At 57.5% G+C, this 25999-nt stretch carries 21 protein-coding genes and 1 pseudogene; 10 read left to right on the top strand and 12 right to left on the bottom strand.

Going from position 1 to position 25999, the window contains the following annotated elements; translation table 11 throughout:
- Positions 1-4: 4 nt before the first annotated feature.
- Positions 5-1162, bottom strand: coding sequence for a response regulator (locus AC3ZVB_RS27545; protein ID WP_490148305.1), 1158 nt, complete (start codon positions 1160-1162; stop codon positions 5-7).
- A 240-nt stretch (positions 1163-1402) separates the two neighbouring features.
- On the opposite strand from AC3ZVB_RS27545, the gene AC3ZVB_RS27550 reads away from it, so the two are divergent.
- Positions 1403-2248, top strand: coding sequence for a helix-turn-helix transcriptional regulator (locus AC3ZVB_RS27550; protein WP_490148324.1), 846 nt, complete (start codon positions 1403-1405; stop codon positions 2246-2248).
- Between the two features lie 43 nt (positions 2249-2291).
- Here the strand turns inward: AC3ZVB_RS27550 and AC3ZVB_RS27555 are convergent, their stop codons facing one another.
- From AC3ZVB_RS27555 to AC3ZVB_RS27565, 3 genes are all read right to left on the bottom strand, one after another.
- Positions 2292-2801 (bottom strand): YkgB family protein, encoded by a 510-nt coding sequence (locus AC3ZVB_RS27555; protein ID WP_490148306.1) that lies wholly within the window; start codon positions 2799-2801, stop codon positions 2292-2294.
- A 176-nt stretch (positions 2802-2977) separates the two neighbouring features.
- Positions 2978-4222 (bottom strand): serine hydrolase domain-containing protein, encoded by a 1245-nt coding sequence (locus AC3ZVB_RS27560; RefSeq protein ID WP_490148307.1) that lies wholly within the window; start codon positions 4220-4222, stop codon positions 2978-2980.
- Between the two features lie 324 nt (positions 4223-4546).
- Positions 4547-6112, bottom strand: coding sequence for a methyl-accepting chemotaxis protein (locus tag AC3ZVB_RS27565; protein WP_490148308.1), 1566 nt, complete (start codon positions 6110-6112; stop codon positions 4547-4549).
- 266 nt (positions 6113-6378) lie between these two features.
- Here AC3ZVB_RS27565 and AC3ZVB_RS27570 point away from each other — a divergent pair, with 266 nt between their 5' ends.
- A complete protein-coding gene (locus AC3ZVB_RS27570) occupies positions 6379-7284 on the top strand; it encodes a LysR family transcriptional regulator (RefSeq protein ID WP_490148309.1) in 906 nt (301 codons plus the stop codon).
- Here AC3ZVB_RS27570 and AC3ZVB_RS27575 read toward each other — a convergent pair.
- From AC3ZVB_RS27575 to AC3ZVB_RS27585, 3 genes are all read right to left on the bottom strand, one after another.
- Positions 7274-8050: a substrate-binding domain-containing protein gene (locus AC3ZVB_RS27575; protein WP_490148310.1), complete on the bottom strand. Its 777-nt coding sequence runs from the start codon at positions 8048-8050 to the stop codon at positions 7274-7276. The genes AC3ZVB_RS27570 and AC3ZVB_RS27575 overlap by 11 nt on opposite strands.
- A gap of 23 nt (positions 8051-8073) precedes the next feature.
- On the bottom strand, positions 8074-9366 hold the full coding sequence (locus tag AC3ZVB_RS27580; RefSeq protein ID WP_490148311.1) for an MFS transporter: 1293 nt from the start codon (positions 9364-9366) through the stop codon (positions 8074-8076).
- A 188-nt stretch (positions 9367-9554) separates the two neighbouring features.
- The gene (locus tag AC3ZVB_RS27585) at positions 9555-10097 is read right to left on the bottom strand and encodes a DUF3833 domain-containing protein (RefSeq protein ID WP_490148312.1); all 543 of its coding nucleotides are present in this window, start codon (positions 10095-10097) and stop codon (positions 9555-9557) included.
- A 566-nt stretch (positions 10098-10663) separates the two neighbouring features.
- On the opposite strand from AC3ZVB_RS27585, the gene AC3ZVB_RS27590 reads away from it, so the two are divergent.
- Positions 10664-10936, top strand: coding sequence for a hypothetical protein (locus AC3ZVB_RS27590; RefSeq protein WP_490148313.1), 273 nt, complete (start codon positions 10664-10666; stop codon positions 10934-10936).
- Between the two features lie 68 nt (positions 10937-11004).
- Here the strand turns inward: AC3ZVB_RS27590 and AC3ZVB_RS27595 are convergent.
- Positions 11005-11300, bottom strand: a pseudogene (locus tag AC3ZVB_RS27595) (avidin-fold protein).
- 255 nt (positions 11301-11555) lie between these two features.
- Between AC3ZVB_RS27595 and AC3ZVB_RS27600 the strand changes: the two are divergent.
- Positions 11556-12785 (top strand): hypothetical protein, encoded by a 1230-nt coding sequence (locus AC3ZVB_RS27600; RefSeq protein WP_490148314.1) that lies wholly within the window; start codon positions 11556-11558, stop codon positions 12783-12785.
- Between the two features lie 416 nt (positions 12786-13201).
- Here AC3ZVB_RS27600 and AC3ZVB_RS27605 read toward each other — a convergent pair whose 3' ends face one another.
- Positions 13202-14239, bottom strand: a complete 1038-nt coding sequence (locus tag AC3ZVB_RS27605) for an AbiTii domain-containing protein (RefSeq protein ID WP_490148315.1) — start codon at positions 14237-14239, stop codon at positions 13202-13204.
- 470 nt (positions 14240-14709) lie between these two features.
- Here AC3ZVB_RS27605 and AC3ZVB_RS27610 point away from each other — a divergent pair, with 470 nt between their 5' ends.
- Entirely contained in the window at positions 14710-15171 is a 462-nt protein-coding gene (locus AC3ZVB_RS27610) for a GNAT family N-acetyltransferase (RefSeq protein ID WP_490148316.1), read from the top strand.
- A gap of 198 nt (positions 15172-15369) precedes the next feature.
- On the opposite strand, the gene AC3ZVB_RS27615 is transcribed toward AC3ZVB_RS27610, so the two are convergent.
- The gene (locus tag AC3ZVB_RS27615) at positions 15370-16407 is read right to left on the bottom strand and encodes an AraC family transcriptional regulator ligand-binding domain-containing protein (protein WP_490148317.1); all 1038 of its coding nucleotides are present in this window, start codon (positions 16405-16407) and stop codon (positions 15370-15372) included.
- A 9-nt stretch (positions 16408-16416) separates the two neighbouring features.
- Positions 16417-17331, bottom strand: a complete 915-nt coding sequence (locus AC3ZVB_RS27620) for a GGDEF domain-containing protein (RefSeq protein WP_490148318.1) — start codon at positions 17329-17331, stop codon at positions 16417-16419.
- Positions 17332-17724: 393 nt separating this feature from the next.
- Between AC3ZVB_RS27620 and AC3ZVB_RS27625 the strand changes: the two genes are divergently transcribed.
- From AC3ZVB_RS27625 to AC3ZVB_RS27645, 5 genes are all read left to right on the top strand, one after another.
- Positions 17725-20268 carry a TonB-dependent receptor gene (locus tag AC3ZVB_RS27625; protein WP_490148319.1) on the top strand — a complete coding sequence of 848 codons (2544 nt, stop codon included), beginning with the start codon at positions 17725-17727 and terminating at the stop codon, positions 20266-20268.
- A gap of 105 nt (positions 20269-20373) precedes the next feature.
- A complete protein-coding gene (locus tag AC3ZVB_RS27630; RefSeq protein ID WP_490148325.1) occupies positions 20374-22236 on the top strand; it encodes a phytase in 1863 nt (620 codons plus the stop codon).
- A 96-nt stretch (positions 22237-22332) separates the two neighbouring features.
- Complete coding sequence (gene tolQ / locus AC3ZVB_RS27635) at positions 22333-23043, top strand: protein TolQ (RefSeq protein ID WP_490148320.1); 711 nt, start codon at positions 22333-22335, stop codon at positions 23041-23043.
- 22 nt (positions 23044-23065) lie between these two features.
- The gene (tolR, locus tag AC3ZVB_RS27640; RefSeq protein ID WP_194693607.1) at positions 23066-23512 is read left to right on the top strand and encodes a protein TolR; all 447 of its coding nucleotides are present in this window, start codon (positions 23066-23068) and stop codon (positions 23510-23512) included.
- Complete coding sequence (locus AC3ZVB_RS27645; protein WP_490148321.1) at positions 23509-24330, top strand: energy transducer TonB; 822 nt, start codon at positions 23509-23511, stop codon at positions 24328-24330. Before tolR ends, AC3ZVB_RS27645 begins: the two co-directional genes overlap by 4 nt.
- Positions 24331-24446: 116 nt before the next feature.
- Here AC3ZVB_RS27645 and bamA read toward each other — a convergent pair.
- Positions 24447-25999, bottom strand: a 1553-nt coding sequence (gene bamA / locus AC3ZVB_RS27650; protein ID WP_490148322.1) for an outer membrane protein assembly factor BamA, incomplete at its 5' end; no start/stop codon positions are given.

Genomic DNA, 25999 nt, shown 5'->3' on the forward strand with positions numbered 1-25999 from the left:
GGGCTCAGGGACGGTCGGCAATTTGCTCAAGCAGTGCTAACTGCCTGGCCATGTCCTGGTCGCTGTCGGCAAATCGCTCGGCAATTTCACGGAACTGCTCGGCATTGGCGAGAAAAGCGTCACAGATGTCCGGATCAAAATGCGAGCCCCGGCCATCGCGGATGATTTCCACCGCCTGCTCATGGGACATGCCGGGCTTGTACACGCGGCGGCTGATCAGCGCATCGTAGACATCTGCCACGGCCATCAACCTGGCGCTGATCGGGATGTCGTCGGTGGCCACGCCTTGCGGATAGCCACTGCCATCCCATTTCTCTTGATGGCCGTAGGCGATTTCCTTGGCCAAATGAAGGAAGTCGACGTTTATTCCCAATTGATCCTCGGCGTGCTGGATGGCGTCGCGCCCCAATGTGGTGTGGGTCTTCATGATCTCGAACTCTTCGGCGGTGAGCCTTCCTGGTTTGAGCAGGATGCGATCGGGAATGCCAATCTTGCCGATATCATGCAGCGGCGCCGATTTGAAAAGCAGCTTGATGGTCTCTTCGTCGAGGAAGTGCCGGAAGCGCGGGTGGTCGCGCAACAGTTCAGCCAGGCGTTTGATGTAATGCTGGGTGCGGCGAATGTGGTTGCCGGTTTCGTTGTCACGGGTTTCGGCCAGCGAAGCCATGGCGTGGATCGTGACATCCTGGATGGCGATCACCTCCCGGGTACGGCGTTGCACTTCCTGCTCCAGAAAATCGTTCTGATTGCGCAGGAAATCGGCAACGGCCTTGAGCTTGATCTGAGTGTCGACCCTGGCCATGAGCACCGGGGGGATGATCGGCTTGGTGATGTAATCCGCAGCACCCAGGCTCAGGCCGCGAATCTCGTCCTCCGTGGCCGTCATGGACGTGAGGAAAATGATCGGTATGTGGCGAATGCGTGCATCAAGTTTGAGCTGCTTCGCGACGTCATAACCGGACAGGCCCGGCATCATGATGTCCAGCAATATCAGATCGGGTAGTGGATCAGCCTGCAGGAGACGCAAGGCTTTCTCGCCGCTGTTGGCCGCCTTGACCCGATAGTTGTCCTTCAGCAACTCGGCGATCAACATCAGGTTGTCGGGGGTATCGTCGACCACCAGAACGGTCGCTGATGGATAAACGCCCTGAGTGCTATCCATGGTTGTTGGCTCCCTTGCCAGACAATTGAGGAGTCGGCGTACTTGCACCAATCTCTTGCTGGCAAGCGTAGCTAGAAAAGCTGCAATCGCTAGGTGAGGATCTGCAGGTTGGTTCGAAGAGGCGCTGCAGGCAAAGATAAATTGATGATGGGCAAACAGTTGATACAGCATCGGAGCCACGATGGTGTGCATTTCGTCGGTGATATGATCTGGCGTGTATTTCTTGCCAAGAGATTGCCCATGGATCGCTTGTCTACCTTGTTGTCGCAGTTCGGCGTGCGCGCAAAGCTGTTTTTCAACGGCAAACAGTGCGGCTTGGCGTCTTACGACGGCGCTGAAGGACGTGGCTATATCCACCTGCTACAGGCGGGCAGTGTTGATTTACAGAGAGCCGATGGTAGAGGGTTATTACTGACCCGGCCCAGCCTGATTTTTATGCCGCGTCCCAGCCGGCATCAACTGTTTGCCGGTGAGTCCGAAGGCGCTCAGTTGTTGTGTGCATCTATGGAGTTTGGGGGTGGGGTCGATAACCCGCTGTCGGCTTCATTACCCGACTGTCTGGTGCTGTCTCTAGATGAACTGCCAATGCTGGCCGATACGCTGAAATGGATGTTCCGCGAGGCGGCGGGCTCGCATTGTGGCAAGGAGGCAGCGCTGGAACGGTTGTTCGAACTGCTGATCATCCTGTTGTTTCGACATCTACTTGATCACCACCAGTTGCATACCGGGATGATGGCTGGACTGGCTGACCCGAGGTTGTCGCGCTCTCTTTCGCAGATTCACAACGCACCTCATCTTGCTTGGTCAGTTGCGGGAATGGCGAGCGAATCAAACATGTCTCGCGCGGCTTACGCAGTGCATTTCCGGGCGGTTATCGGGCAGACGCCCGCCGATTATCTGTTGAGTTGGCGTATCAGTCTGGCGCAGAAGCGTCTTCGTGAAGGCCGGTCGATTACATTGATCGCCGCCGAAGTCGGTTATGAAAGTCCCTCGGCACTTGCGCGCGCGTTTCGACGCAAGACTGGTTACAGTCCTCAGGAATGGATCAAAGACTTGGCAGGCGGAGAAAATCGGGCATTGACCTGAAAGTATCGAACTGCTTCAGGCCATTGCGGGGGCAGTCATCGGCTCAACGGCGTTCTATCGCCGTCAGAGAATGGCCGGCCACAAATATCGAGGCGGCAAGTAACCCGATGTCTTTGAGTAAAAACTGGCCTGGAACGACTGAAATAGCGGGAAAACCCAGGCCGGGCTCGATCACTCCGGGTGTCGAGAGCATGAAGCTCAAGGTGGTGAAAAACAGTCCGGCAGACAGCGCGCCACCTATCAAAGAAAGCTTCGGTGACATCAAGCGACCTGCAATCAGCGCACCGATCGAGACCTCCAGGACGCCAAGCAGATTGGAGAAGGTGTCGACACTGAAAATGTTGTAAACCCAACCCACGAAAGGGCTGTTGCTCACCAGCGGAACCAGCCCGACCGCTTCGTAGTGCGTGAACTTCATCCCGCCGAACCAGAAGTAAATGACGGCGAGCGCAAAATAGACTCCATAAATACCCAGCGCCATGGTTTTGAACCCAAGCGTTGAACGGGGTTGGGCGCTGTTGGTTTCGTGGGTCTCGATTCCGAAGGTTTTCATGATCAATGCTTCCAGGAGTGTGGTGAGGAACGCCAATAAGCAACCCTGCGAGGGTGTGCGTTGGGGGTCGACACAGTGTTGCCTTTGCTTCCACACTCGTGGCGTCTGAACGTATTGCATCCGGTGCAGATCGTCTTGACGCGTCGGATGAGATTAACGTTATCCGACGCGCAGAGTTACTTCAACGCAGCTACCACGGCATCGAAGAATGCCATCGGGTCGATCGGCTCTTTATCAACCGGCTTTGGCTGGGCACCGAAGGTGACAATCACCACGTTATTGGCGGGGTTGACGTAGATGTTCTGGCCCTGGATACCGACCGCTGAATAAGCGCCGTCTTTCACCGAAGGCTCGGTCCACGCCGTCCACCACATGTAGCCGTAGTCCAGTGACTTGCCACCTTTGAGGGTGGTCGGCAGGGTCGCCTCCTTGACCCAGCCCTCGGGCAGAATTGACTCGCCATTGATCTTGCCGCCGTTCATGAAAAACAGCCCGAAGCGTCCATAATCGCGCAACGTGGCGCTGATACCGCTGCCACCGATTTCGACGCCGTCAGGTGAATCGAGCCACCAGCGGGCATCGCTCTCCATACCGAACGGCTGCCAGATCTTCTGCGACAGATAGTCGGCCAGTGGCATCTTCACAGCGCCACGAACGATCTCGCCGAGAACCTGCGTTTCGCCGGTGCTGTAATTGTTGACCGTGCCGGGCTCAGCCGCTCGCGGCAAACTGGCCATCAACGCCATGGCCGAATGCGGTTTCTGCGATATCTGCGCCTTGAGGAGCGCGCGACGATCAGATGCCGGATCGGTGTAGGTCTCGTTCCACTTCACGCCCGAAGACATCATCAGCACGTCGCGCACCGTCACGCCCTCGTAAGCGCTGCCCTTGAGTTCGGGAACGTAATCCACCACTTGCGCATCAAGGCCCTTGATAAGGCCGTCTTTGATCGCGGCAGCCGCCAGTGTGGAGGTGATGGACTTGGCCACCGACATCGACATCCACCGGGTTTTCTCGGTGTTGCCGCGCTGGTAGGTCTCGAACACGATCTTGCCGTCCTTGAGCACGAGCATCGCCGTAATGCTGTCCAGTGCGACGAAGTCATACAGGTCGTACTTTTTGTCCCCGACAGTGAAGCGGACGTTGGGCAATTGTTTGTCCGATTTCGGCAGCGCATACGGATGATCGCCGGCCTTGATCCGGTGGGTAGGGAACAGCCGGTCAATGTTGCGGTAGGTACTGACCGCCAGATCCGGCAGCATGGCGCCGTCATAGATCTGCTCCACGGTGCCAATCGGTTCCTGGGCGTGGGGATAATCGTCAGCCCATGCGCCCGAGGATATACCCGCAGCGAGCAGACCCAGCGAGAGAAGCAGCAACCGACCAGGCACAGCCGGACGAGAAATAGCGGAGGAGTGCATAACCTATCCTTTTGTTGTTTTTGCCATTCACGGACGCCAGGGCGCGCGCCCGCTTGAACCATAGCCTACTCATTGGAATTGCGCCGCAGCGCTTGAATGAGCGACGAAAGTGAAGCGCAGGTAGTCGTCCACTTCCTCACCGTGGTGCTGGCGGACGGACGTGATCGATAAACGGTTACGGGCGCAGGCGTCGGAGTAAATAAAAACGGGCACCTTGAAGGTGCCCGTTTTTTTGTGGTCTTCGACTCCGTCGCAGCGTTGAAAGGCTAAGCGGGAAGTTTGATGTCGCAAAACTGGCCTTCGGGAAGGCCAGCAGTCGATAGGCTATCGATTGAATCGCTCGACCAATGAATATTGCGTATTAGCGGTCTGGGTCAGCTCCTTGCTCAGCGCTGCCGAGTGCCTGGCCTGTTCAGACGTCTGGTCTGCCAGATGGGCAATGGTCGTGATATTGCGGCTGATTTCCTCGGCCACGGCGGTTTGCTCTTCGGTCGCTGCGGCAATCTGGGTCGTCATGTCCGTGATGTTCGCCACTGCTTCGCTGATCCCGACTAATGCCTTATCTGCCTCAAGCACCCACGCCACGCCTTCTTCGGCCTGGCGATGACCGCTTTCCATGGTTTTCACCGCATTGTTGGACGACACCTGCAGCTTGGAAATCAGCCCATGGATTTGCGCCGTGGACTCCGTTGTGCGCTGCGCCAACTGGCGCACTTCATCGGCGACCACCGCAAAGCCTCGACCCATGTCGCCCGCTCGCGCGGCTTCGATGGCGGCGTTTAACGCCAGCAGGTTGGTCTGGTCGGCAATGCCCTTGATCACATCGACTACCGTGCCGATTTCATTGCTGTCCTTGGCCAGTTGGGCGACTGTCAGCCCGGTTTCACCCACTACCACCGAGAGGCGCTGAATGGCTTCTCGGGTGTCTCGTGCCACTTCGCGTCCACGCCCGGTCAACACATTGGCTTCCTGAGTGGCGTCGGCGGTGCGTTGGACGTGGCTGGCGACTTCCTGGGTGGTGGCGGCCATTTGATTGACGGCGGCCGACACCTGCTCGGTCTCGACCCGTTGACGGTCAAGCCCACGGGAGCTTTCAGTGGCGAGGCCGTCGGAGCGGCCCGCCAGACCGGTCAGTTGCTCAGCCGTATCCTGCAATCGGGTGAGGCATGTCTTGAGCCGGGCAGCCTGGCTGACAAACGCCGTTTCAAGGCGTGCCTGGGGGCCACGTTCGTCGCTGTACATTTTAGCCAGCAATGCGTCGCAGGTTGAGGCTTCAGCCATTGCCAGCAGACGCAGCGCGCCACGGTTTTGCCGGCTCGAGACCCACAGCCCGAGCGGCACCGATACTCCTACAGCCAGGATCATCGCCTCGGACATGCCGAGGAACACGCCGCCCAATGCACCCACCAGGCCCATCGCCAACACCGGTAGCCTGGCGAGCAGTGCGGGTTGCCATTGATCACTGACCGGGACGGCTGACTTGCCCAGGCTGATGCGTTTATAGAGGGCTTCGGCGCGACGAATCTGCTCGGCTGTCGGCTTGACCCTGACCGATTCATAGCCCACCACCTCTAGCCCCGCGAAAATCGGCGTGACGTAGGCGTTGACCCAGTAGTGGTCGCCGTTCTTCGTGCGATTCTTGACGATGCCCATCCACGGCTTGCCTAGCTTGAGCGCACCCCACATATGAGCGAAAACGGCGGAGGGCACGTCGGGGTGACGAACGATGTTTTGAGGCGCGCCGATCAGGTCCGACGTGTTGAAACCGCTGATTTCGACGAAGGCATCATTGCAGTACGTGATGACGCCCCGCGCATCCGTTGTCGAGATGAGTTTCTGTTGAGGCCCAAGGGCAACCTCGCGCTGCGTAACCGGTTGGTTGTTTCTCATCTGTATTGCTCCTATCCCTAAGCAAGGGGCATCGGCTGCGATAGGAGAAAGGTTAATGAGTAAGTCAGAAAGCGCAGGTCATGCGTCCGAAAAGAAGGTGTCGCCCTTTGATGGCTATGGCTGGCCAGAATAGGGCGTACGGCCAGCGTTGATCGTTGCCAGGGCATTTCGCACACAGTCTCCAACTCACCGGAACCTGCGTTGTGGAATAATTTGTTACATTCATAGGATAAGCTGATCAATCTGTCAGATCCCGAGTGCGCACCATGGCCATAAACTTCGACCTTAACGACCTGCAAGCTTTTCGCGCCGTGGTCGAGCAGGGCAGTTTTCGCAAGGCCGCTGACGCCGTGCGTATCTCTCAGCCGGCACTGAGCCGGCGCATCGAAAAACTTGAAGACGCCCTTGGCGTACGGTTGTTTGAACGCACGACACGTAAGGTCAGCTTGACTCAGGCCGGGCGCGGCTTCATGCCCAGCGTTGAGCGCTTGCTGGACGATCTGGACGTGGCGCTGCTGGGTATCAGCGAAGTCGCCTCGACCCGACTCGGCCATGTCACGGTGGCCTGCGTGCCCTCGGCCGCGTATTACTTCATGCCGCGCGTGATCGCCCATTACCACCGGCAGTTCCCGAAGATCAAAGTAAAAGTGCTCGACTCCAGCGCCCACGACGTACTCAGCGCCGTGGTCAATGGCGAAGCGGATTTCGGTCTGAGCTTCATGGGTACGCTGGAGACTGAGGTCGAGTTCGAGCCATTGGTGCAGGAAGGTTATGTCGTGGCCTGTCGGCGCGATCATCCGTTGGCGGGACGAACCAGCGTCACCTGGGATGAGTTCTATCAGCAGGATTACATCTCGCTGGACAAGACCTCGGGCAATCGCTTTTTGCTGGATCAGGCGCTGACCGGCGTCGTGCCACAACGACAGAGCATCTGTGAAACCCGGCATGTGACGACGATGATCGGCTTGGTGGAAGCGGGGTTGGGGGTGGCGGCGGTGCCGCTGATGGCGATGCCGACAGCGGATCACCCGATTCTGACGCGGGTGCCGCTGACCGACCCGCAGGTCATGCGCAGTGTCGGCCTGATCAAGCGCCGGGGCCGCACGTTGACCCCGGCGGCGCTGGAACTGGCACGGCTGGTGGTGGAAATGAAAGTTCAGGTCAGCGACTGACCGAATCCAGCCCGGTGGCCTTTACATCCGGTTGAGCGGCCGAAGACGCCAGGTATTCCAGCAACGCCCTGGCTTGCGCCGGGTGTTGCGCGCCCACGGGAATGCCCGCAGCGAAACGCGTTACCGATTGCACCGACTCTGGAATCTTCGCCACAAAACTTACGCCCGGCACCGGCAGCAATTCGCTGACCTGCTGGAAGCCCAGTTGGTAGTCGCCGGTGGCAACCACCGAACCCACGGGGATCTTCGGAATCATCCTGGATTTGGGTTTGAGCTGGTCTTCGATGCCCAGGCGCTTGAACAACTGTTCCTCGATGTACACGCCGCTGGCGCTGTCGGAATAGGCGACGGATTTTGCGTCGAGCAAGGTCTTCTTCAGTCCGTCAACGGAGCTGATGTCCGGCTTCGTCGCGCCCTCACGCACGACGAGCCCGATTCGGGAATCGGCCAGTTCAACCCGTGAAGCGGGATCGACTTTGCCTTGCTTGATCAGGTCATCGAGGGCGTAGCCGACCATGATCACTACGTCAGCTTTTTCCCCGCGAGAAAGACGATTCGGAATAGCTTCCGGCGCCTTGCCCATTGATGGGCCAAGGGCGGTGTCCAGGGTGTTGCCGGTGGACGCGGCGAATTTCGGCCCGAGCACTTTGTAGGCCGCGGTGAAACCGCCGGAGGTCATCACGCGGATCTCTTCCGCCTGGGCGACGGTGCTCAAACCGAGGCTGGCCACCAGGCCGAGGGCGGCAAAATTTAATAGCTTGTTCATTCGTGTTCTCACAAAGGGCAGGTTCAAGACATCGCTGGTTGCAGGCGGCCGGTGGAGCGGCGGTAGAGATACAACGTGGCGCACAGCGCGCAGAGCGCGGCGAAACTCATCCAGTAACCGGGTGCGGCCTTGTCACCGGTGTACTGAATCAGGAACGTCGACATCGCCGGGGTGAAGCCGCCAAACACCGCCGTAGCCAGGCTGTACGCCAGGGAGAAACCGGCGACCCGAACTTCGACCGGCATGATTTCCGTGAGCGCCGCAATCATCGCGCCGTTGTACAACCCGTAAATGAACGACAACCACAGCAAGACCAACAGCATGTTGACGAAGCTCGGTGCGTTGACCAGATAAGTCAGCGCTGGATACGCCGTGGCGAGGGTTAACAGCGCCATGGCGATCAGCACCGGGCGTCGACCGATGCGGTCAGACAGCGCGCCGCCAATGGGCAACCAGAAGAAGTTCGAAACACCCACCAGCAAGGTCACCAATAACGCATCGGACGTACTCAGGTGCAGCACGGTTTTGCCGAAGGTGGGCGCGTACACCGTGATCAGGTAAAAAGCCGTGGTGGTGAGGGCGACCATCATCATTCCAGCGAACACGATGACCCAATTCTGCGCGAGGGTGCGGAACACATCGCCCATACTTGGCCGATGTTTGCGCACTTCGAATTCCTCGGTTTCTTCGAGGTTACGGCGCAGGAAAAAAATGAACGGCACGATCATGCAGCCGACGAAAAACGGAATCCGCCAGCCCCAATCGGCAATCATTGCGGGCGCCATCCACTGGTTCAACCCGTAGCCCAACGCAGCCGCGACAATAATCGCCACTTGCTGGCTGGCTGACTGCCAACTGGTGAAGAAACCTTTGTTGCCTGGAGTAGCGATCTCCGCGAGGTACACCGAGACGCCCCCCATTTCCGCACCGGCCGAGAAGCCTTGCAGCAAGCGACCGACCAGCACGAGGGCGGGTGCCAATAACCCGATGGTTTCGTACCCGGGCACCAACACAATGAGAATCGTGCCGCTGGCCATAATCGACAGCGTCACGATCAACCCTTTGCGCCGACCCACATCGTCGATGTAAGCACCGAGTATCACCGCGCCCAACGGACGCATCAGGAAACCCGCGCCAAACACCGCGAAGGTCATCATCAGAGAGGCAAACTCACTGCTGGCCGGGAAGAACACGGCTGCAATCTGCGTCGCGTAAAAGCCGAAAAGGAAGAAATCGAACTGTTCGAGAAAGTTGCCCGAGGTCACTCGAAAAATCGCACCGGCGCGTGAACGTCCGGAAGGGTTTGATGTTGTCATTGACCTGTACTCCACCGCTTTTATGACGTGCACCGCCTGGACGCGGCGCACGGTTCTTATTGGGGCGAATGGTGGAGCAGGGTGATCGATATGATAAGTGCATTGTTGGCATGCATTAATGCATGAAACGGATCAACGGGAGCTAAGGAGAGGGCGGGTAGGCGTGGAGTCCAGAAGAGCGCCGCCTGTTACTGGCTCGCTCCGACGCCCTGGCGACGAAAGAACAACGTCACCTGGCCGACCTCTACCCCGAACTTGGACATGCTGGTGCGGTTGATCAAGGTGTCCTCGTCCATCAAGTACATCCAGTCGTCCATGCTCATTTCGTAGGTCGAGTCGTCGACCGGCAGGTTCAGGCGATAACGCCAGTGCAACGTGTTGCCAGCGACCTGACCCTCGGCGACACCCACCACATCGTCCGCACGCCCGCTCCAGCGGCCCTGGCCCTCAGGCGTCAGGGTCCAGACACGGCGTTGGCGAGTGCCGTCGCTGTACACGAAGCGCTCGTCAAGAATCAGGTTGTTGCCCTCACGACGGCTGACGATGTCGACCTCGAAACGCTTGGCCACCTCACCGCTGCGCTTCTGAAACATCCCCCAGGCTTTGACGGGCTGGCTGAAAAAATGCGCCAGATCCAATGCCGGTTTTTGATCCGCGTAATGGGCGACGTCTACGCTGCCGCAGCTTGCGACGCTGAGTGCCAGTGTCAGTAACAGCAGAAATCGGGTCATTGCCTTACTCCCTGAGTGCGCAGGTGATGAGGGTGAAGTTTTGAATCATGTTGTTGTACGGTTTTCAGTCTTTCGTACAGGTTTATTGCCGTGCAATGAGCTACAGGAGCGCTTGGCGTGTCGCCGAACTGTCGCGGAAAGCGCCCGGCAGTTAATGCGTAAAGGTCAATCGAGAGCGCGATAGTTGTACGTGTCTAGGTTAGTTGTATAGGTTTTATTCAAGATAGGCGTAAAAAAGTCACCTGACAATGATCGGGTAGTCGGCCACTTCCTCTTTGCTGATAGGACCTGACCTTGTCCGCCGTTCCGATGACGCTTATAGTCCGCCCCGTCGCCCACAATGGCGATTCAGGTTTGGCGACTTGATCGATCGGGTGCGACAGCTCTGTGCTTTTTGCAGGTGCTGTTGCACGCTCGCAAAAGCTGTCTTTTATGGCAGCTGTGCGCGGGAGACCTTCGGGTCTGCCGGTATTCCGATCCCGGTTCGCCAACCTGCGTACAGCTGTCACCCATTCGTTTGGCGACGATTGGGGGCAGTCAACTTTTGCTTGATCGGAGTTTTACCTATGGACAGATACACCCCTCTTTCCGGACTCGACGAGATCCCGGCCGCACTGCTCATCGACACCCAAGCCCCACTCGACGTCCTCCAAGCCATGGCCGATTACCGCATCCGCACGGTCACGCAGGTGCTGGAAAACATCGCCTTCCGCGCCGAGATTGGTTGCGACACTGTCGTGCTGGCGGACTTTTCAAAACTGCTGGCCATTCCGCTGCGTGATGGTTGTGATTTGCTGGAAGTGATCGGTAAACGGTTACGGGCGCAGGCGTCGGAGTAAATAAAAACGGGCACCTTTAAGGTGCCCGTTTTTTTTGTGTTTTTCGATACCGTCGCAGCGTTGAAAGGCTAGGGGGGAAGCTCGATGTAGCTGGATTCACCCCCGCCAGTGGCACCTGACAACCAATCCCATACGAAGGACCGGGTGGAAAAGCCTTCGTGATCAACACCGACCGTGCCGCGAGACGCGCCAGCCAGCATTTCACATTACGTAGTCAAGCTCAGAAAAGCAGCTCAATACTATCGGGGCCTATTGCGCGCCGACTCGTTGACCCATGCGGATCCGGCCATCTTCGTAGGTGCCCGAAATTGCATTTTCCCGGACCTTGATAGTGAAATACAGTGCCATAAGAATGGTAGTGGATAGCCCAAAGCTGCCCTTCGGGAAAGGTGGCTAACGGCCAAAAGGCGACGGTCAATTTCCTGCCGTTTTCTTCTAAGATTCCAATGCTCGGAGGCCGGGTTCGACAATTTCTTGTTTCAGCTCTCGAGTTCGCGCAGGGATGATGGCAGTTCAATATTGACCTTCTAGCTCAGGGAACGTAGTCTCAACGTACTGTTTCGCTTGGACTAGTTTCTAATTTGCAGGCGGTTAATATTGATTTTAATAAGGTTATCAAGTGACTGACTTAAGCTTGGAAATAAGGACAGCGTCTAAGCGGGAAATACCTAGTATAGTAAATCAAGCAACAGAACAAGATCTCGTAAGCTTGATGAGCTCAAGCTCGCAGGAAACACTTGATGCGGTTTTGCAAGGTCTAGATCATCAGTCTTTAGGCAGGCTTTTTGCAATAATAAATATAAGCACGCTGCAGCAAGTCTTGCTCGACGCTAGCGAGTCAGCTATTGCTAATCTGATAGAGATAATCCAGCCTAAACAACTATCTAAGCTATTATCGAATGCCTCTGACGAGCTCATCGGGAAGCTTGTAGATTCAGCTAGCTCTAAGAAATCGCGACTTTCTATCGCATCGGCACTTCCAAATGATCGGAGAAAGCAGTGGTCCGAATATATTCAAAGTCAAGAAAAGCTGATATTGCAACTTAAGCAAAGCACTACTGATTCCTCACAATCACTGCTGGATGAAAAGCGAAGATTATTAAGTGATATCGAAGCAGCCATTCGTGACAAAGAAGACATGCTTCGCGGCTTTGATGATGAAGCACGCATTAAACGCGAGCACTTCGAATCAATGTCCAGCGAAGCAAAAAATCGTCTAATAGACCTACAAAACCACATTGCAAAACAGGAAGATGAAATAAAAAATCGCGAGCTTGAGCTTGCTAAACGAATAAAAGAGTTTGAGCGTACCACTAGCAAGCAGGTTCAACAGCGGATTGAATTGAAAGTCCCAGAATATGTTGCAGCAGCGGTAAATGTTCTGGAAGCAAGAGAGGCGCACTACCGAAAAAAAGCTATGCACTGGAGCATTCACGGTTCGGTTGTACTAGCACTAGCGATTGCTGGAACCATCGGGATTTCTTTATATGGATATGTCTATGGTGAAAAACTATCTAACCTTGCATGGCAAAGTCTACTTTTCGTTTCGTTCAAAGGCCTAGTGGTTCTAGGGGTTTTGGGGTTGTGGGCAAAGCACGCATTTACTGTGAGCAACGCATACATGCATGAAGCGATTAAAAGAGCCGATCGAGCGCACGCCATTAATTTTGGGAAACTCTACTTGGAGATATACGGAAACTCAGTAGACCGCAAAGAGTTAATTGATATCTTTGAGAATTGGAATATTGCAACCGAAAGCGCCTTTTCTAAAATAACAACCGATGGATTCGAACCGAAGGTGCTAGATAAGCTCGTAGAGGTCCTCAAAATCACCAACCGAAACAAGTGACAAAATGAGCTTTCTTAAGCCCTGAGGTACCTTAAATTTAATACAAAATGGCGATAACCGGTCGATATTTGGCCGGGGAAGAAATTAATCGAATGTTTTATTCGCTTTAGTTTACTCGGGGGGCCGTGGCTCTAGACCTACTGAAGGTCCGCTATGCGTCGTTTTCTATTGAAAAATTCGGTTTGCCCAAACTGTTTGGTCATTGGCTGGTTAAAACGCCTTTTTTTGCACACTGCTACGTGAAATTTGAGTAGAGTCCTCTGTCGAAAGTGAAGAATTCAATCTGCTTTTCTGCTGCGGAAACTATGGTCGACTTTTTCAACAGAATCTGTCGACTGCTGTCTCTCGTGACAGTACAGGCAGTAATCGGCCAGAAACAGTCAGTCGTTGAAAGGATAGCGGGGATGAGTCAGTAATCAGATAGGGTCAATCATTATCCCCTTCTCAACTTCATTTTTTAGTAGAAGAATATCGCCTATAACCAAATATGTATAAATAACGTAACGATCGGCCTCGTCCTGTGACGAGATCACGTGGTGAGATCCTTTTTGGGCGGCCTGAAAAATCGAGTCTAGTCTTTCGCCTAAATATCGCATGTGGGAGCCGACTATTTCATTAAAGCGATCCGAGTCGGAATTCTCTTCAATATAAGCAATTAGTCTATTAATATAATTATCTGGGCCAAGTTTAACGGTTTTTTGCTTTCCGCCTATTCCTACTTCCTTATCCGCTCTAGGCGGATATACGCCGTCAGCTGTTTCTTGAAGTATTCGGCGGCAGCTATGTACGGCATTCGCCCAGTCCTCATCATTTTCTGAAACCAAATTTTCGTAAACTGCAGAGAATTTCTTGATCGCCCCTGGGATCAATTCACCGATTTTTTTGTCAACTTTAGATCTTGTTCTTTCGAATATATCGCTTGGTATGGAAGAGAACTTAAGTTCAAAGTATACAGAGCTAACGTAGGAGTGAATGTATGCTCTACGAGCAGCTAGCCACTTGGATCTATCACTGACGATTTCCCGCAAAACTGTCCTTTCTCGAGCGTTGCCTATCGGGTTAGAAACATATTGATTTGGGTTGGCAGATGAAATAGACGTACTAACATCAGCCGCCGCAAGAATATTCTCTTTGGCTGTTACCATTTCGAGTTCTATTTGCTCCAGAGAATCGCATTTGCAATATTCTTTTTCTTTGTCGTCCTTGATCTGCTTATAAGTTCTGCCTGCCAATGCTGCAAGCTGCCAAACGCTCGATTCAATTCCCTTTGGCGTCTTTGGATAACCACTTGCTTCATACATCATGATTTGTTGCTGGTCGAAGTCTCCCACAAGCCTAGCGAGCCTACTAGCCTTCAAAGCGATTGACGTTAACGGTGCCTGGCTTAACTCAATTTCCGATAAAATCGCTTCGCTTAATGGAAGCGCTTCCTTTAGAGTGCCGTACTGATTCATTTAAGCTCCAAAGCATAATTCCGACAATATAGGAAGTAAGGTTCACTGTTAAACTTTAAATTATTTACATCCTTTCTTTACAATAGCAATGAAAGTTGTTTTGCAGGAAGCATGAGCTGATGTCGAGATTATAGTTGGCGGCACCTAAAGGGCAAGCGCGGATTTAAACTGGATTGATGAATTCGCTAAGAGGGAACAATCAGCTCGTCTTGTCTCCTTTAGACTAGAGAAATTGGTGAGCTGTATCGACGCGCGCTGGCCGACTACATTGACTCGTCTTTCGCACACCTGACAGGCCGCAATTGGCCTATTGCGGTCCGCCGCTAACTTCAGGTGCGCCCGCCCATATCCCTGAGCACCTCGGGCAAAAAATTTGCAGTCACAAGCACCCAGGTCCTTACGCCGGCGAAGGCCCTAAAGGCCTTATAGTTTTCCAATCAACGCCCCACAGATCATCCCCAGGAATCGCCATGAGTGAACCAACCAAAATCCGCCAAGCCGTCGCAACAGACGAACCCGCAGTCCGCACCTGCGCCGAGCAAGCCTACGCCCCCTACATCGGCGTCATCGGCCGCAAACCTGCCCCAATGCTCGCAGACTTTGCCTCTCAAATCGCCGCAGGCCACGTCTACGTCGCCACCACCGAAAACAACGAACTCCAAGGCTTCATCGCTTTCTTCGCGGTCGACCAACACATGTTCCACGAAAACGTCGCCGTTTCAGCCTCAGGCCGGGGGCAGGGGATCGGCAAATCACTCATCCAATTCTGCGAGGCGCAGGCAGTGCGCCTGGGCCTCACCAGTGTCCATCTCTACACCAACGCAAAGATGACCGAAAACCTGTCGATTTACCCTCGACTTGGTTACATCGAAGTCAGCCGGCATTCGGAAGATGGATTCGATCGCATCTATTTTGAAAAAACACTGGGTTGAGACCTAATGCCGGTCAGTCAAGCGAAAGTGATTCCTGTAGGAGCGAGCTTGCTCGCGAAAAAAACGCCAAGGAAACGCATTCATTCTGAACAAACGTGGTTGCCCTGAATTCTTCGCGAGCAAGCTCGCTCCTACAAAATCCTTAACTGACTGACATTAGCGTTGAGACCTGACGTGTCGGCGCCACAGACTCGCGACTCACCCCATACTAAACAACTGCCGAATCAAATTCGGCGTACTGCCCGTCCAGCGTTTAAACGAGCGACGAAAGTTGGCTGCATCGCTGAAGCTCAAATAGTCCGCCACTTCCTCATTGCTAAGCCCTTTGACTTGATACAGATACAGCGCCACCTGTTTGCGCACCCGATCCACTTGCTGTTGAAACCCGGTGTCGTGTTTTTGCAGTTTGCGTTTGAGGGTGGCGGGGCTCATGGCGAAGGCTTGGGCGGCTTGTTCCAGGCTCGGGGGTTGGCGCACCTGTTCCAGCAGGTAGGTGTAGAGGCAGTCGGTGAAGCTCTCCGCAAACCCAAGCTGGTCGATTTGCCCCACGGCTTCCAGGCGAGCGACCTGGCCGGCGGTGGCTGAGGCGTTGGGCCAGGGTTGGGCGAGGTATTCCCTTGGGATGCGCATCAGGTCCAGTGGACGTTTGAACTGGGTGTCCTCGCCCAGGTGCACCCAATACTGTTCGACGTATCGCGGTTCGGCGTGGCTGAGGCTGCACACCCACGGCAGGCGGCGGCCGCTGAGCCACTGACTCATGGCCACCAGCGAGGTCATGCTCGCTTCCAGCAGGAATCGCCATTGCTCGCCCGCGCCGCAACTGTCCAGCCAATAGACGTAGGCGAACTGTTCATCCAGCAGCAAGCGCGGTGTGGCCAACGGGCTGAGCAATGCCTGTTGCTGCACCAGCGTATCGAGGGCCTGGTGCAGGTTTTGTGCGTGGCGCAAGGCGTGGCTGACGGCGCCGTAGTGTCCGGGCAATAACCGTTGGCCGAACAGGAAACTGCTGTCGTCGGCGTCCAGCAGGCGTCGGCTGTTGCCGATCAGTTGCAGAAACTGCTGCGGGCTGAGGCGAGTCTGGCCCGCCAGAATGTCTTCGTGAAACAGCCCAGTGCCGCGTAGCAGGCGATGGCTGTCGATGTCTCGGGACAACGCGAGATCGATCAGGGTGGCGGGTTGGTAATGCCCGGGGATGAATCGGCTGTCGGCTTCGTACCAGGTGGTTTTGACGGTCATCGCCGGGCCTCAGGCGCTTTTGGCGAGCGGTTGCTTGGCCCGAGCCAGTGCCAGGTTGAGGCGTTTGAGCAGGGTTTCAGGCGTCTCGTCGAGGGCCATCACCACCGCCGTACTGGCCGCCAGTTGCAGGCGTTCACCATGGTGGCGGGTCTTGTGCGCCAGGCTGTGCACGGCGTGTTGCAGCTCTTGCGCCAGGAGTTGCGCCTGACGCTCGCCGGTGTTGGGCAGCAGCACCACAAAACGGTCGCCGGCCAGACGGCAGAGCAGGTCATGACGGCGTAGGTTGAGCAGCAGCAAATGACTCAGGGCCTGCAGTACGGCGTCGCCTTCGGCATGGCCGAAGTGCTGATTGATGGAGGCGAAGTTGTCCAGGTCCAGTACCAGCAGCGACAGCGGTTGTTGTTGGCTGATGCTGTCGGCGAGGCTGTCGGCCAGTTGCCGTTTGAGGTAGTCGGCACTGCCCAGCGGCGTGAGTTTGTCGAACAGTCGGTGTTCGCGAAACAGCCGCTCGCGTTTCTCCATTTGTGCGCTGATCGCCAGTTGTTCGCGATGCCAGTGATAGATGCCGATGGTCAACAGAATCATGCCCACCGGCATCGGCCCGGACTCCAGCCAGTGATCCCAGGTGATGCTGTCGGGTAGGCGGATGAACTCGTCAAGGCTGTCGATCCACCAGGAGAAAAAGATGCAACTGAGCCCCAGCGCCAGGTAGTTGGTGACCCGTCCGGCGGGGCGGCTTTTGAGCACCAGCCCCAGCCAGACCAGTGCCAGCAGCGCCGAGCCGCCTTCGCCGATGATGTCCAGCCAGACCCACTCACTGACGGTTTTCAGATCGCCGCAGGCCAGGTGCAGCAGCAACCCGAGGTTGGCCGCCAGCAGCAGGGCGGTGAGTTTCCAACGGTGGGGCTTGAGCACTGAGAACATGACAGCGGTCCTTGGATGAGGAAGCGATGCGCGCCAGCACAGCAGATGTTTGTGACAGTCGGGTGACGAGGCGCGAAGGGAGGGGGGAGGTCGAATCAGCTCACCGTGAATTGGTTTTTCCGCGCCGCGCCGTGCGTTCCCATGAGCGCTCCCTTGCTTCGAACGGCGTTCCGACGCGGGTGTCCGCACATCCGACAGCGAGCCTGACCGACTCACCGTTATTGCCAGCAGGTCAATTCAGCTCATTCCCACCCCCAATGCCCGGCAAACAGGCGGTTTAAAGGGCTTGCTGCCCGGTGCTGTCACAGAACCGTCACGCCCCGTGCCTAGCTTGCCCTCCCAGTTGCCGGGCCACTTGCCTGGCGTTAAGGGACTCTTTGGGGGAGGACATTCATGGACCAGCGCAGCAGTCATCCGCGCCGCGGCACCGTCGGGATCTTCAGTTTCACGCTCACGGCGTTGACCATGGCATTGGTCAGCGAACGGTTGAGCGCCGCAGACGCCACGGCCAATGTCGAGCATGTCGAAGTGGTCGGTCAGGCGGCGAGCATCAATTCGGCGCTCAAGGAGCAGCGCCGCTCTGACAACATCGAAAGCGTGGTGCATGCCGATGGCATGGCGCAGTTGCCGGACGAGAACGTCGCCGAAGCGGTGCAGCGCCTGCCGGGTGTCAGTGTCGAACGTGATCAGGGCGAGGGGCGGTTTGTCAGCGTGCGGGGCTTGGGCCCGGACCTGAACAGCGTGACTATCAACGGTACGCTGGTGCCGTCGCCGGAAAGCGAACGCCGCGCCGTGGCCCTCGATGTATTGCCGTCGGAGCTGGTGCAATCGCTGTCGGTGATCAAGACCTTGACGCCGGATATGGATGCCAACTCTTTGGGCGGCACGGTGGATGTGCGCAGCCTGTCGGCTTTCGATCATCCGGGTCTGTTCTACACCGGCAGTAGCGAGGCCAGTTACGACAAGAACACCCACCAGACCAGCCCGAAATTTTCCGGCGCGGCGAGCGACCGTTTCAGCTTGGGCGACGGCATCGATAACTTTGGCGTGGCGGCGGCCCTGAGCTGGCAGAAGCGTGACTTCGGTTCGGACAACGTCGAAACCGGCGGCGCCTGGGATTTTCAGCGCGGTGCGCGCCTGGAAGAATTCGAGCAGCGCGACTACGACATCAGCCGGGAACGCACCGGCGGCGGCCTGAACTTCGACTACAAGCCCGATGACCTGAGCAGCTATTACCTGCGCACCTTGTACAGCCGTTACAAGGACAGCGAGACCCGCAACTCCACCAGCATCGCGTTCGCCGACCCGCAGGCGGCTGGCGAGCTGGGCGATGCCGAAGGCAAACGCAAGCTCAAGCAGCGCGAAGAGACCCAGGAAATTCAGTCCTACGTGTTGGGCGGTGAACGCCTGTTCGGCCTCTGGACCCTCGGCGGTCAGGCCGGTTACAGCCGCTCCAGTGAAGACAGCCCCGGCCACATCGCCAACGCCGCGTTCGATGCCAATGACGATTTCACCGACAGCGGTTTTTATAGCAACGACAAGCCACGGCCGATCATTGGTCAGGGGTTCTACGACCCGAACAATTTCACCCTCGATAAAGTCGACTGGGAAAAACAGAACACCACCGACACCGAGAAAAACCTGCGCCTGGACCTGGCCCGGGATTACGACCTCAACGGGTACGCCTCGCAGGTCAAGTTCGGCGGCAAGGTCAGCCGGCGCAACAAGGACAACGACCTCGACGCCTGGGTCTACGAAGACTTCGACGACCTGGGGTTCAACGATGAACAGCTCAACCTCAGCCGGTTCCGCAAAGGCTCGGTGGATTACCGTCTCGGCCAGTTCGGGCCCGGCATCAGCGGCGGTGCGATCAAGCAGTTGATCGGCGGGCTGAACCGGGACGACTTCTACGACCCCGTGGAATCGACGGTCAACGACTTCAAGATGAGCGAGGACATCAACGCCGGTTACCTGATGAACACCTTCGACATCGACGATTGGCGGTTCATTGCCGGCTTGCGCTACGAGGGCACCGAGTTCGATGCCAAAGGCACCGGCGTCAGCGATGGCGAGTTCGAAGCCACCGACACCAAGCGTAAATATCACCACTGGTTGCCGGGCTTGCATGCGCGTTACCAACTGGACAAGAACACCCAGGTGCGTGCGGCCTGGACCAAGACCGTGGTGCGCCCGACTTTCGGTCAATTGGCGCCGGGCTTTGTCATCGACGGCGACGAGGCGACCTTTGGCAATCCTGATCTTAATCCGCTGGAGTCGAGCAACCTCGACCTCGGTATCGAGCACTTCATGGGACGTGCCGGCACGGTCTCGGCGTTCGTGTTCTACAAGGACATTAAGAACTTCGTCTACAACACCGACCTGGCCGGCACCGGCGCCTGGGTGGACTTCGCCGAAGCCCACACCTTTGCCAACGGTGACAGCGCAAAACTCTACGGGCTGGAGCTGGCCTACTCGCAGCAGTTCGACTGGCTGCCGGCGCCGTGGAATGGCTTGCTGGTCGGGGCTAACGCTACCTTCAGTCGTTCCGATGCCGAGATCGAAGGCTTCGACGCGGCCAGTGGCACGAACCTCAAGCGCAGCATCGATTTGCCGAACCAGTCGGACACGGTCGGCAACCTGATGCTCGGTTGGGAAGACGACAAACTCAGCCTGCGCCTGTCGGCCAACTACAAATCGGACTACCTCTATGAGCTGGCCCCGATCAACGACAAGGCCCACGACCTGCACGTCGATGCCCAGACCTTCGTTGATTTCAGTGCGCGCTACTCGCTGACGAAAAACCTGCAAGTGAGCTTCGAGGCGCAAAACCTCACCGACGAGTCGTACTTCGTCTACACCGGCAACCGTTCCTACAACGGCCAATACGAAGAGTACGGCCCGACCTACAAGCTCGGCCTGACTTTCACCCACTTCTAAGTGCCGGGACGGTAGCCTGGTGCTGCCGTCGTGACGGATGCACAACAAGGATTTTGCCTGTTCATGACTATTTCTTTGCGACACACACACTGGCTGCTGGCGGCGATGATCAGCCTGGCCGCTGGCCCGACCCTGGCGGCGACGCCTGGCCTGACGCTCACGCCGTGGGCGCCGAACCTCAAGGTCGAGGAACTGGCGTTCCTGTCCGCCGATCAACGCCTGGCGGTCAGCCCCCGTGATGGCTTGCTGTTGCTGGACGCCAAAGGCGTCGAACTGGCACGCATGAACGGTGCATTCAGCAGCCTCGACAGCCGTGCCACCGCGCAGCAGGTGTTCGTTGCCAGCCTCGACACCAGCCGCCAGCAAGCGCTGGTGGTCGGCCTCGATTCGGCCAAGCGCACGTGGGGCACGCCGTTGTATTTGCCGACCCGGGACTTCGGGGTGAATGGCCTGTGCCTGTACCGCGACGACGCCAGCAACCTGTTTGTCTTTCTGGTGGGCGAGGAGGGCAAGGGTGAGCAATGGCTGCTGGGTAACGGCAACGTTCTGAACGCCCAGGCGCAAAAGGTCCGCAGTGTGCCGCTGCCGCCGTCGGCGCAATTTTGTCAGGTCGACGACGCTGCGCATCAACTGGTGGTCAACGAAGAAAACGTCGGTTGGTGGGCGTACCCGGCACACGCGGAAGCCGATGTGACCCGCACGCCCGTAGCGATGCGTGACCCCTTCGGCGACATCAAGGGTACCGCCGGTGCGCTGGCGTTGGTCCCCGGTGGCGTCGTCGGGCTCGATCCGAAAGCGGCGCAACTGCACCTGTATCAGCAACAGGGCGAGCGCTGGACGGCCCAGGCCACCTTGCCGTTGACCGGCCTGAAGGAACCGGAAAGCCTGGCCCTGCGTAACACCGACAAAGGTGTGCAGGTGTTGGTCCGTGACGATGCCGACGGGCGTGTGTACCAGGGCCAGATCGACTGGCAAGCCCAACCGGTTCCGCTGGCGCCGGTGTTGCCGAGCGTGGCCGCGCGTGTTCAGACCGATCCGGTGGCCCGTCAGGGAGATGCGGCGGACGATCCGGCGATCTGGATTCACCCGCAACAACCGTCCCTCAGCCGGGTGCTGGGCACCAATAAAAAGCAGGGCCTGTTGGCGTATGACCTGCAGGGAAAACTGCTTCAGGAGTTGCCGGTCGGGCGCTTGAACAACGTCGATGTTCGACCCCACTTCAAGCTCGGCGAGCAGACCGTGGACCAGGCGGTGGCCAGTCACCGCGATCACAACAGCCTCAGCCTGTTCGCCATCGACCGCAGCAGTGGCGAGCTGCGCGACATCGGCGAAGTGGCCACGCCGCTCAAAGACATCTACGGCATCTGCCTGTTTCAACCGGCCAGCGGCGAGATCTACGCGATCGCCAACGACAAGGACGGCACCTTCCTGCAGTACCACCTCAGTGCAGCGAATGGCCGGGCCCAGGGTGAGTTGGTGCGCCAGTTCAAGGTCGACAGCCAGCCGGAAGGCTGTGTCGCCGATGATCAGCGCCAACGACTGTTTCTCGGTGAGGAGGATGTCGGGGTCTGGGCCGTGGACGCGCGCGCCGATCAGCCGGCGACGCTGACCAGCGTGATCAAGGTCGGCGCGCAGTTGCAGGCGGATGTCGAAGGTCTGGCGCTGTATCAAAGCGCGGGGCGGGATTATCTGGTGGTGTCGAGTCAGGGCAACGACAGCTACCTGGTGCTCGACGCCGAGCCACCGTACGCCAGTCACGGCGCGTTCCGGGTCGGTTTGAACGCGGCGGCTGGCATCGACGGCGCGTCGGAAACCGATGGCCTGGAGGTGACCTCGGTCAACCTCGGCGGCCCTTGGAGTCACGGCATGCTGGTGGTGCAGGACGGCCGCAAACGCATGCCCGAGCAAGCCCAGAACTTCAAATTCGTGCCCTGGGCCGAGGTCGTCCAGGCGCTGAAGCTGCCCTGATCCTGACCGTCATCATTCGGTCATCAATTTTCCATCGAATAGCCTCGCGACCGTTGCGCATCAACGTTCGCGCGGCACCTCACAAGGAGTTTCACCATGCAGGCCACGCTCGAACACATGACGATCTGGGGGCTGATCAGCGATGCCAGCCTGTTGGTCAAAGCTGTGATGCTCACGCTGTTGCTGGCCTCGTTGCTCAGCTGGTACCTGATCATCCAGCGCAGCCGTGTGCTGCACCGCCGCGAGCGCAGGTTGAACAGCTTCATGCAGCGTTTTCGCAGTGCATCTGAGTTGCTGCCATTGCTGCGCGAAACGGCACAGGTCAAGGACGTGGACGCCGGTATCGAGCCCATTTTTCGCGCCGGTTTTCAAGAGTTTTGTCACTTGAAACAGCAAGCCGGTCACCACCCCGACGTGGTGCAAGAGGGCGTCGAGCGAGCGCTGTACGTCGCCATCAGCGAGGAGGAAGTGCGCCTGGAAAAAGGTCTGCAGTTTCTCGCCACGGTTGGCTCGGTGAGCCCTTACATCGGCCTGTTCGGCACGGTGTGGGGGATCATGAATTCGTTTATCGGCCTGTCGCAAGTGCAGCAGGCGACGCTCTCTACCGTCGCGCCCGGCATCGCAGAAGCGTTGATCGCCACGGCGATTGGTCTGTTCGCGGCGATCCCTGCAGTGATCGCCTACAACCGCTTCGCGGCGCGCAGCCAGACCCTGCTCACGCGCTACTACGCCTTCGGCAACGAACTGCAAGTGCGCCTGCACCGCACGTTGCACGGTGCGCCGTTGAACCTGGCCGCTGCGGCCTGAACGGACTTCAAGGAGAGACGAGATGCTAGTCAGGCCGCAACGCAAACATGGGCCGAAGGCCGAGATGAACGTGGTGCCTTACATCGACGTGATGCTGGTGCTGTTGGTGATCTTCATGGTGACCGCGCCGATGCTGACCCAAGGCGTGAAAATCGAATTGCCCAAGGTCGCCAGTGAGGCCTTGGCCAACGACACGCGCCAGCAGATCCTCACGCTGTCGGTGAAAGCCGAGGGCGGCTATTACTGGAACCTCGGCGGTGAACTCGACACCCAACACCAGACCGACAGCGCCGTGGGCCTCGATGAACTGCGCGCCAAGGTCGAGCAGATCATCGCCCAGCGACAGGACACGCAGGTGTATATCCGAGCGGACCAGGACGCCGGTTACGGCAGTGTCGTGGCGGCCATGGCGGCGTTGCAACAGGGCGGCGTGAGCAACCTAGGGCTGGTGACCGAGGCCCCGCAATGACCACGATGATCCTGCACGACACTACACCGCTGGCGACCGGGGGGTGGACATCGATGAAGCGCAGCGACCTCTGGCAGCACAGCTTTGCGGCGGGGCTGGCGGTGGCGCTACATGGCGTCGTGGTGCTGTTGTTGATCAACAACTGGTCCCCCGAAGTGCCAGCAGTAAAACCACCGAACGTCATGACCACACAGTTGGTGATGGTGGCGCCGACGGTGCAGCCGCCTGCGCCAGAACCCGCACCCATGCCAGTGGCCGAACCTGTGGTCGCGGCCCCAGCCGCCGTGACGCCGAGTGTGCCGGTTGAACCGGCCAAGCCGCAGATCGACCCGCAGATCCAGGCGCGCAAGCTCGAGCAGGCAGCCTTGGCGCGCAAGCGTGTCGAAGAGCGCCAGCGCGAACAACTGGCCGAGCAGCAACGTCAGCAACAGGCCTCTCGAGTGCGCGAGCAAGCCGCAGAACAGCAGCGCCAGGCGCAACAGCAAGCGCAACAAGCGGAGCAGTCCCGGCTGAACGCCGAGCGCGCCCGGCAACAAGCCGCTGCGGATAGCCGTCAGTACCTACCACTGAGCAAGGAAGCGCCGGAGTATCCGGCACGGGCGCTGGACAAAAATATCGAGGGCGACTGTTCCGTCGAATACACCGTCAACCCGAAGGGCCAGATCGAAAATCCCAAGGTGCTGGACGGCTGCCACCCCTTGTTCATTCGTCCCTCGCTGGCGGCCGCGCAAACCTTCCGTTATCAGCCGCGCATCGTCGACGGTGTGGCCGTTGCCGTGCCGTCGGTGCGCAATACCTTTCATTTCAGGATCAAGTGAGGGAGAGGGGCCGGGCTGTATCTAGTCTCTCAGGGCAGAGGGCTTGGGAAGACCTTAGGGAAAACAGTACCTCCCACTGTGTGAATATTGGCTTTGCTCATGGCCATATCCGCGGCTCAGAACGTCTGTCCCAGGGAGAACTGGAACACTTGCTTGTCGGCATCCTCAGGCGTTCGAACCGGCAGCGCCAGGTTAAAGCTCAAGGGCCCCAGCGGGCTGTACCAAGTGAGGCCGACCCCCACTGAGCTGGCCATTTTGCTGAGATCAATACCGTCGCAGCCCTGGGAGGTGCTCAGGTTGCACTTGTCCGAGAAGACATTGCCGACGTCCCAGAACAAAGAGGTGCGCAAGGATCTGGTGTCTTTGATGAAGGGCATCGGGAACAGGTACTCCACCCCAGCGGTGATCAAGATGTTACCACCCAGTGCTTCGGTATCCCGGTCGGAGTAGTACGCTTGGCCGGCGCTGGCATAAGTGCCGGTGGCCGGGGTATTGCGCGGTCCGAGGGTACCGCTTTTAAACCCGCGCACTGAACCTTCGCCGCCGGCGGTGTAGTTTTCATAGAAGGGCAGGCTGTCGGTTGAGCCATAGCCATTGCCATATCCGAGTCTGGTATGGAAACGCAGCGAAGTGGAGCTTCTGATCGGGAGGAAGGTCTGCCCGGTGTAATCGATTTTGTAGAAGCTCAAGTCGCTGCCAGGCACCGTCACCATCATGTTCAGGTTCTGCGAGTGGCCGCGGGTGGCCAGCAGGCCTCTGTTCAACGTCGATTCCGACCAACCGAGGCTGGCTTTGAAATTGTTGAATTCTTTACCTTCGCGCTGAATAAAGTCGTAGATCTCATCGGCGCTATAGGTGGCCGGCTTGATACTGTCGTGTTGCATTGACAGGCCGAAACTCAAGCGAGAGGTTTCACTGATCGGGTAGCCGAGCGTCGTTCCGGCGCCATAACTGTCAATGGCGTAGTAGGTAGCGCTGTTTTTATAGTAATCGCTGTAATCGGTCGCGCTGTAGAAAATGTTGTGACCCAGGCTCACGCCATCAGCGGTCCAGTACGGGTCGACATAACCGAAGTTATAACGGCTCTGGTATTTACTGCGGGTCAAACCGATGCTGACCTTGTTACCGGTACCCAGGAAGTTGTTCTGGGTGATCGAACCACTGAGGATCAAACCGGCGCTCTGAGCGAAACCAACGCTGGCGGAAATCGAACCGGAAGCCTGTTCTTCAACGCTGTAGTTCACATCAAGCTGATCATCGACACCTGGCACTGCCGGCGTTTCGACGTTGACTTCCTTGAAGAAGCCCAAACGCTCAAGACGGGTCTTGGACTGGTCGATCAGGTAGGTCGAGGCCCAGCCCCCTTCCATTTGACGCATTTCACGACGCAACACTTCGTCTACAGTCTTGGTGTTGCCGCGAAAGTTGATGCGATTCACGTAAGCACGCTTGCCCGGATCGACCGCGAAGGTGATGTCGACGGTGTTGTCATCGTCGTGAGGCACCGGTACGCCGTTGACGTTGGCGAAGGTGTAACCCTCGTTACCCAGGCGACGTGTGATCAGTTCGGATGTAGTGCTCATTAGCTTGCGCGAAAACACCTGGCCTTTCTGGACCAGCAGGAGCGACTTGACCTGGTCTTCAGGGACTTTCAGGTCACCGCTCAACT

The sequence above is a fragment of the Pseudomonas sp. MDV22-iso1 genome (assembly GCF_058145095.1).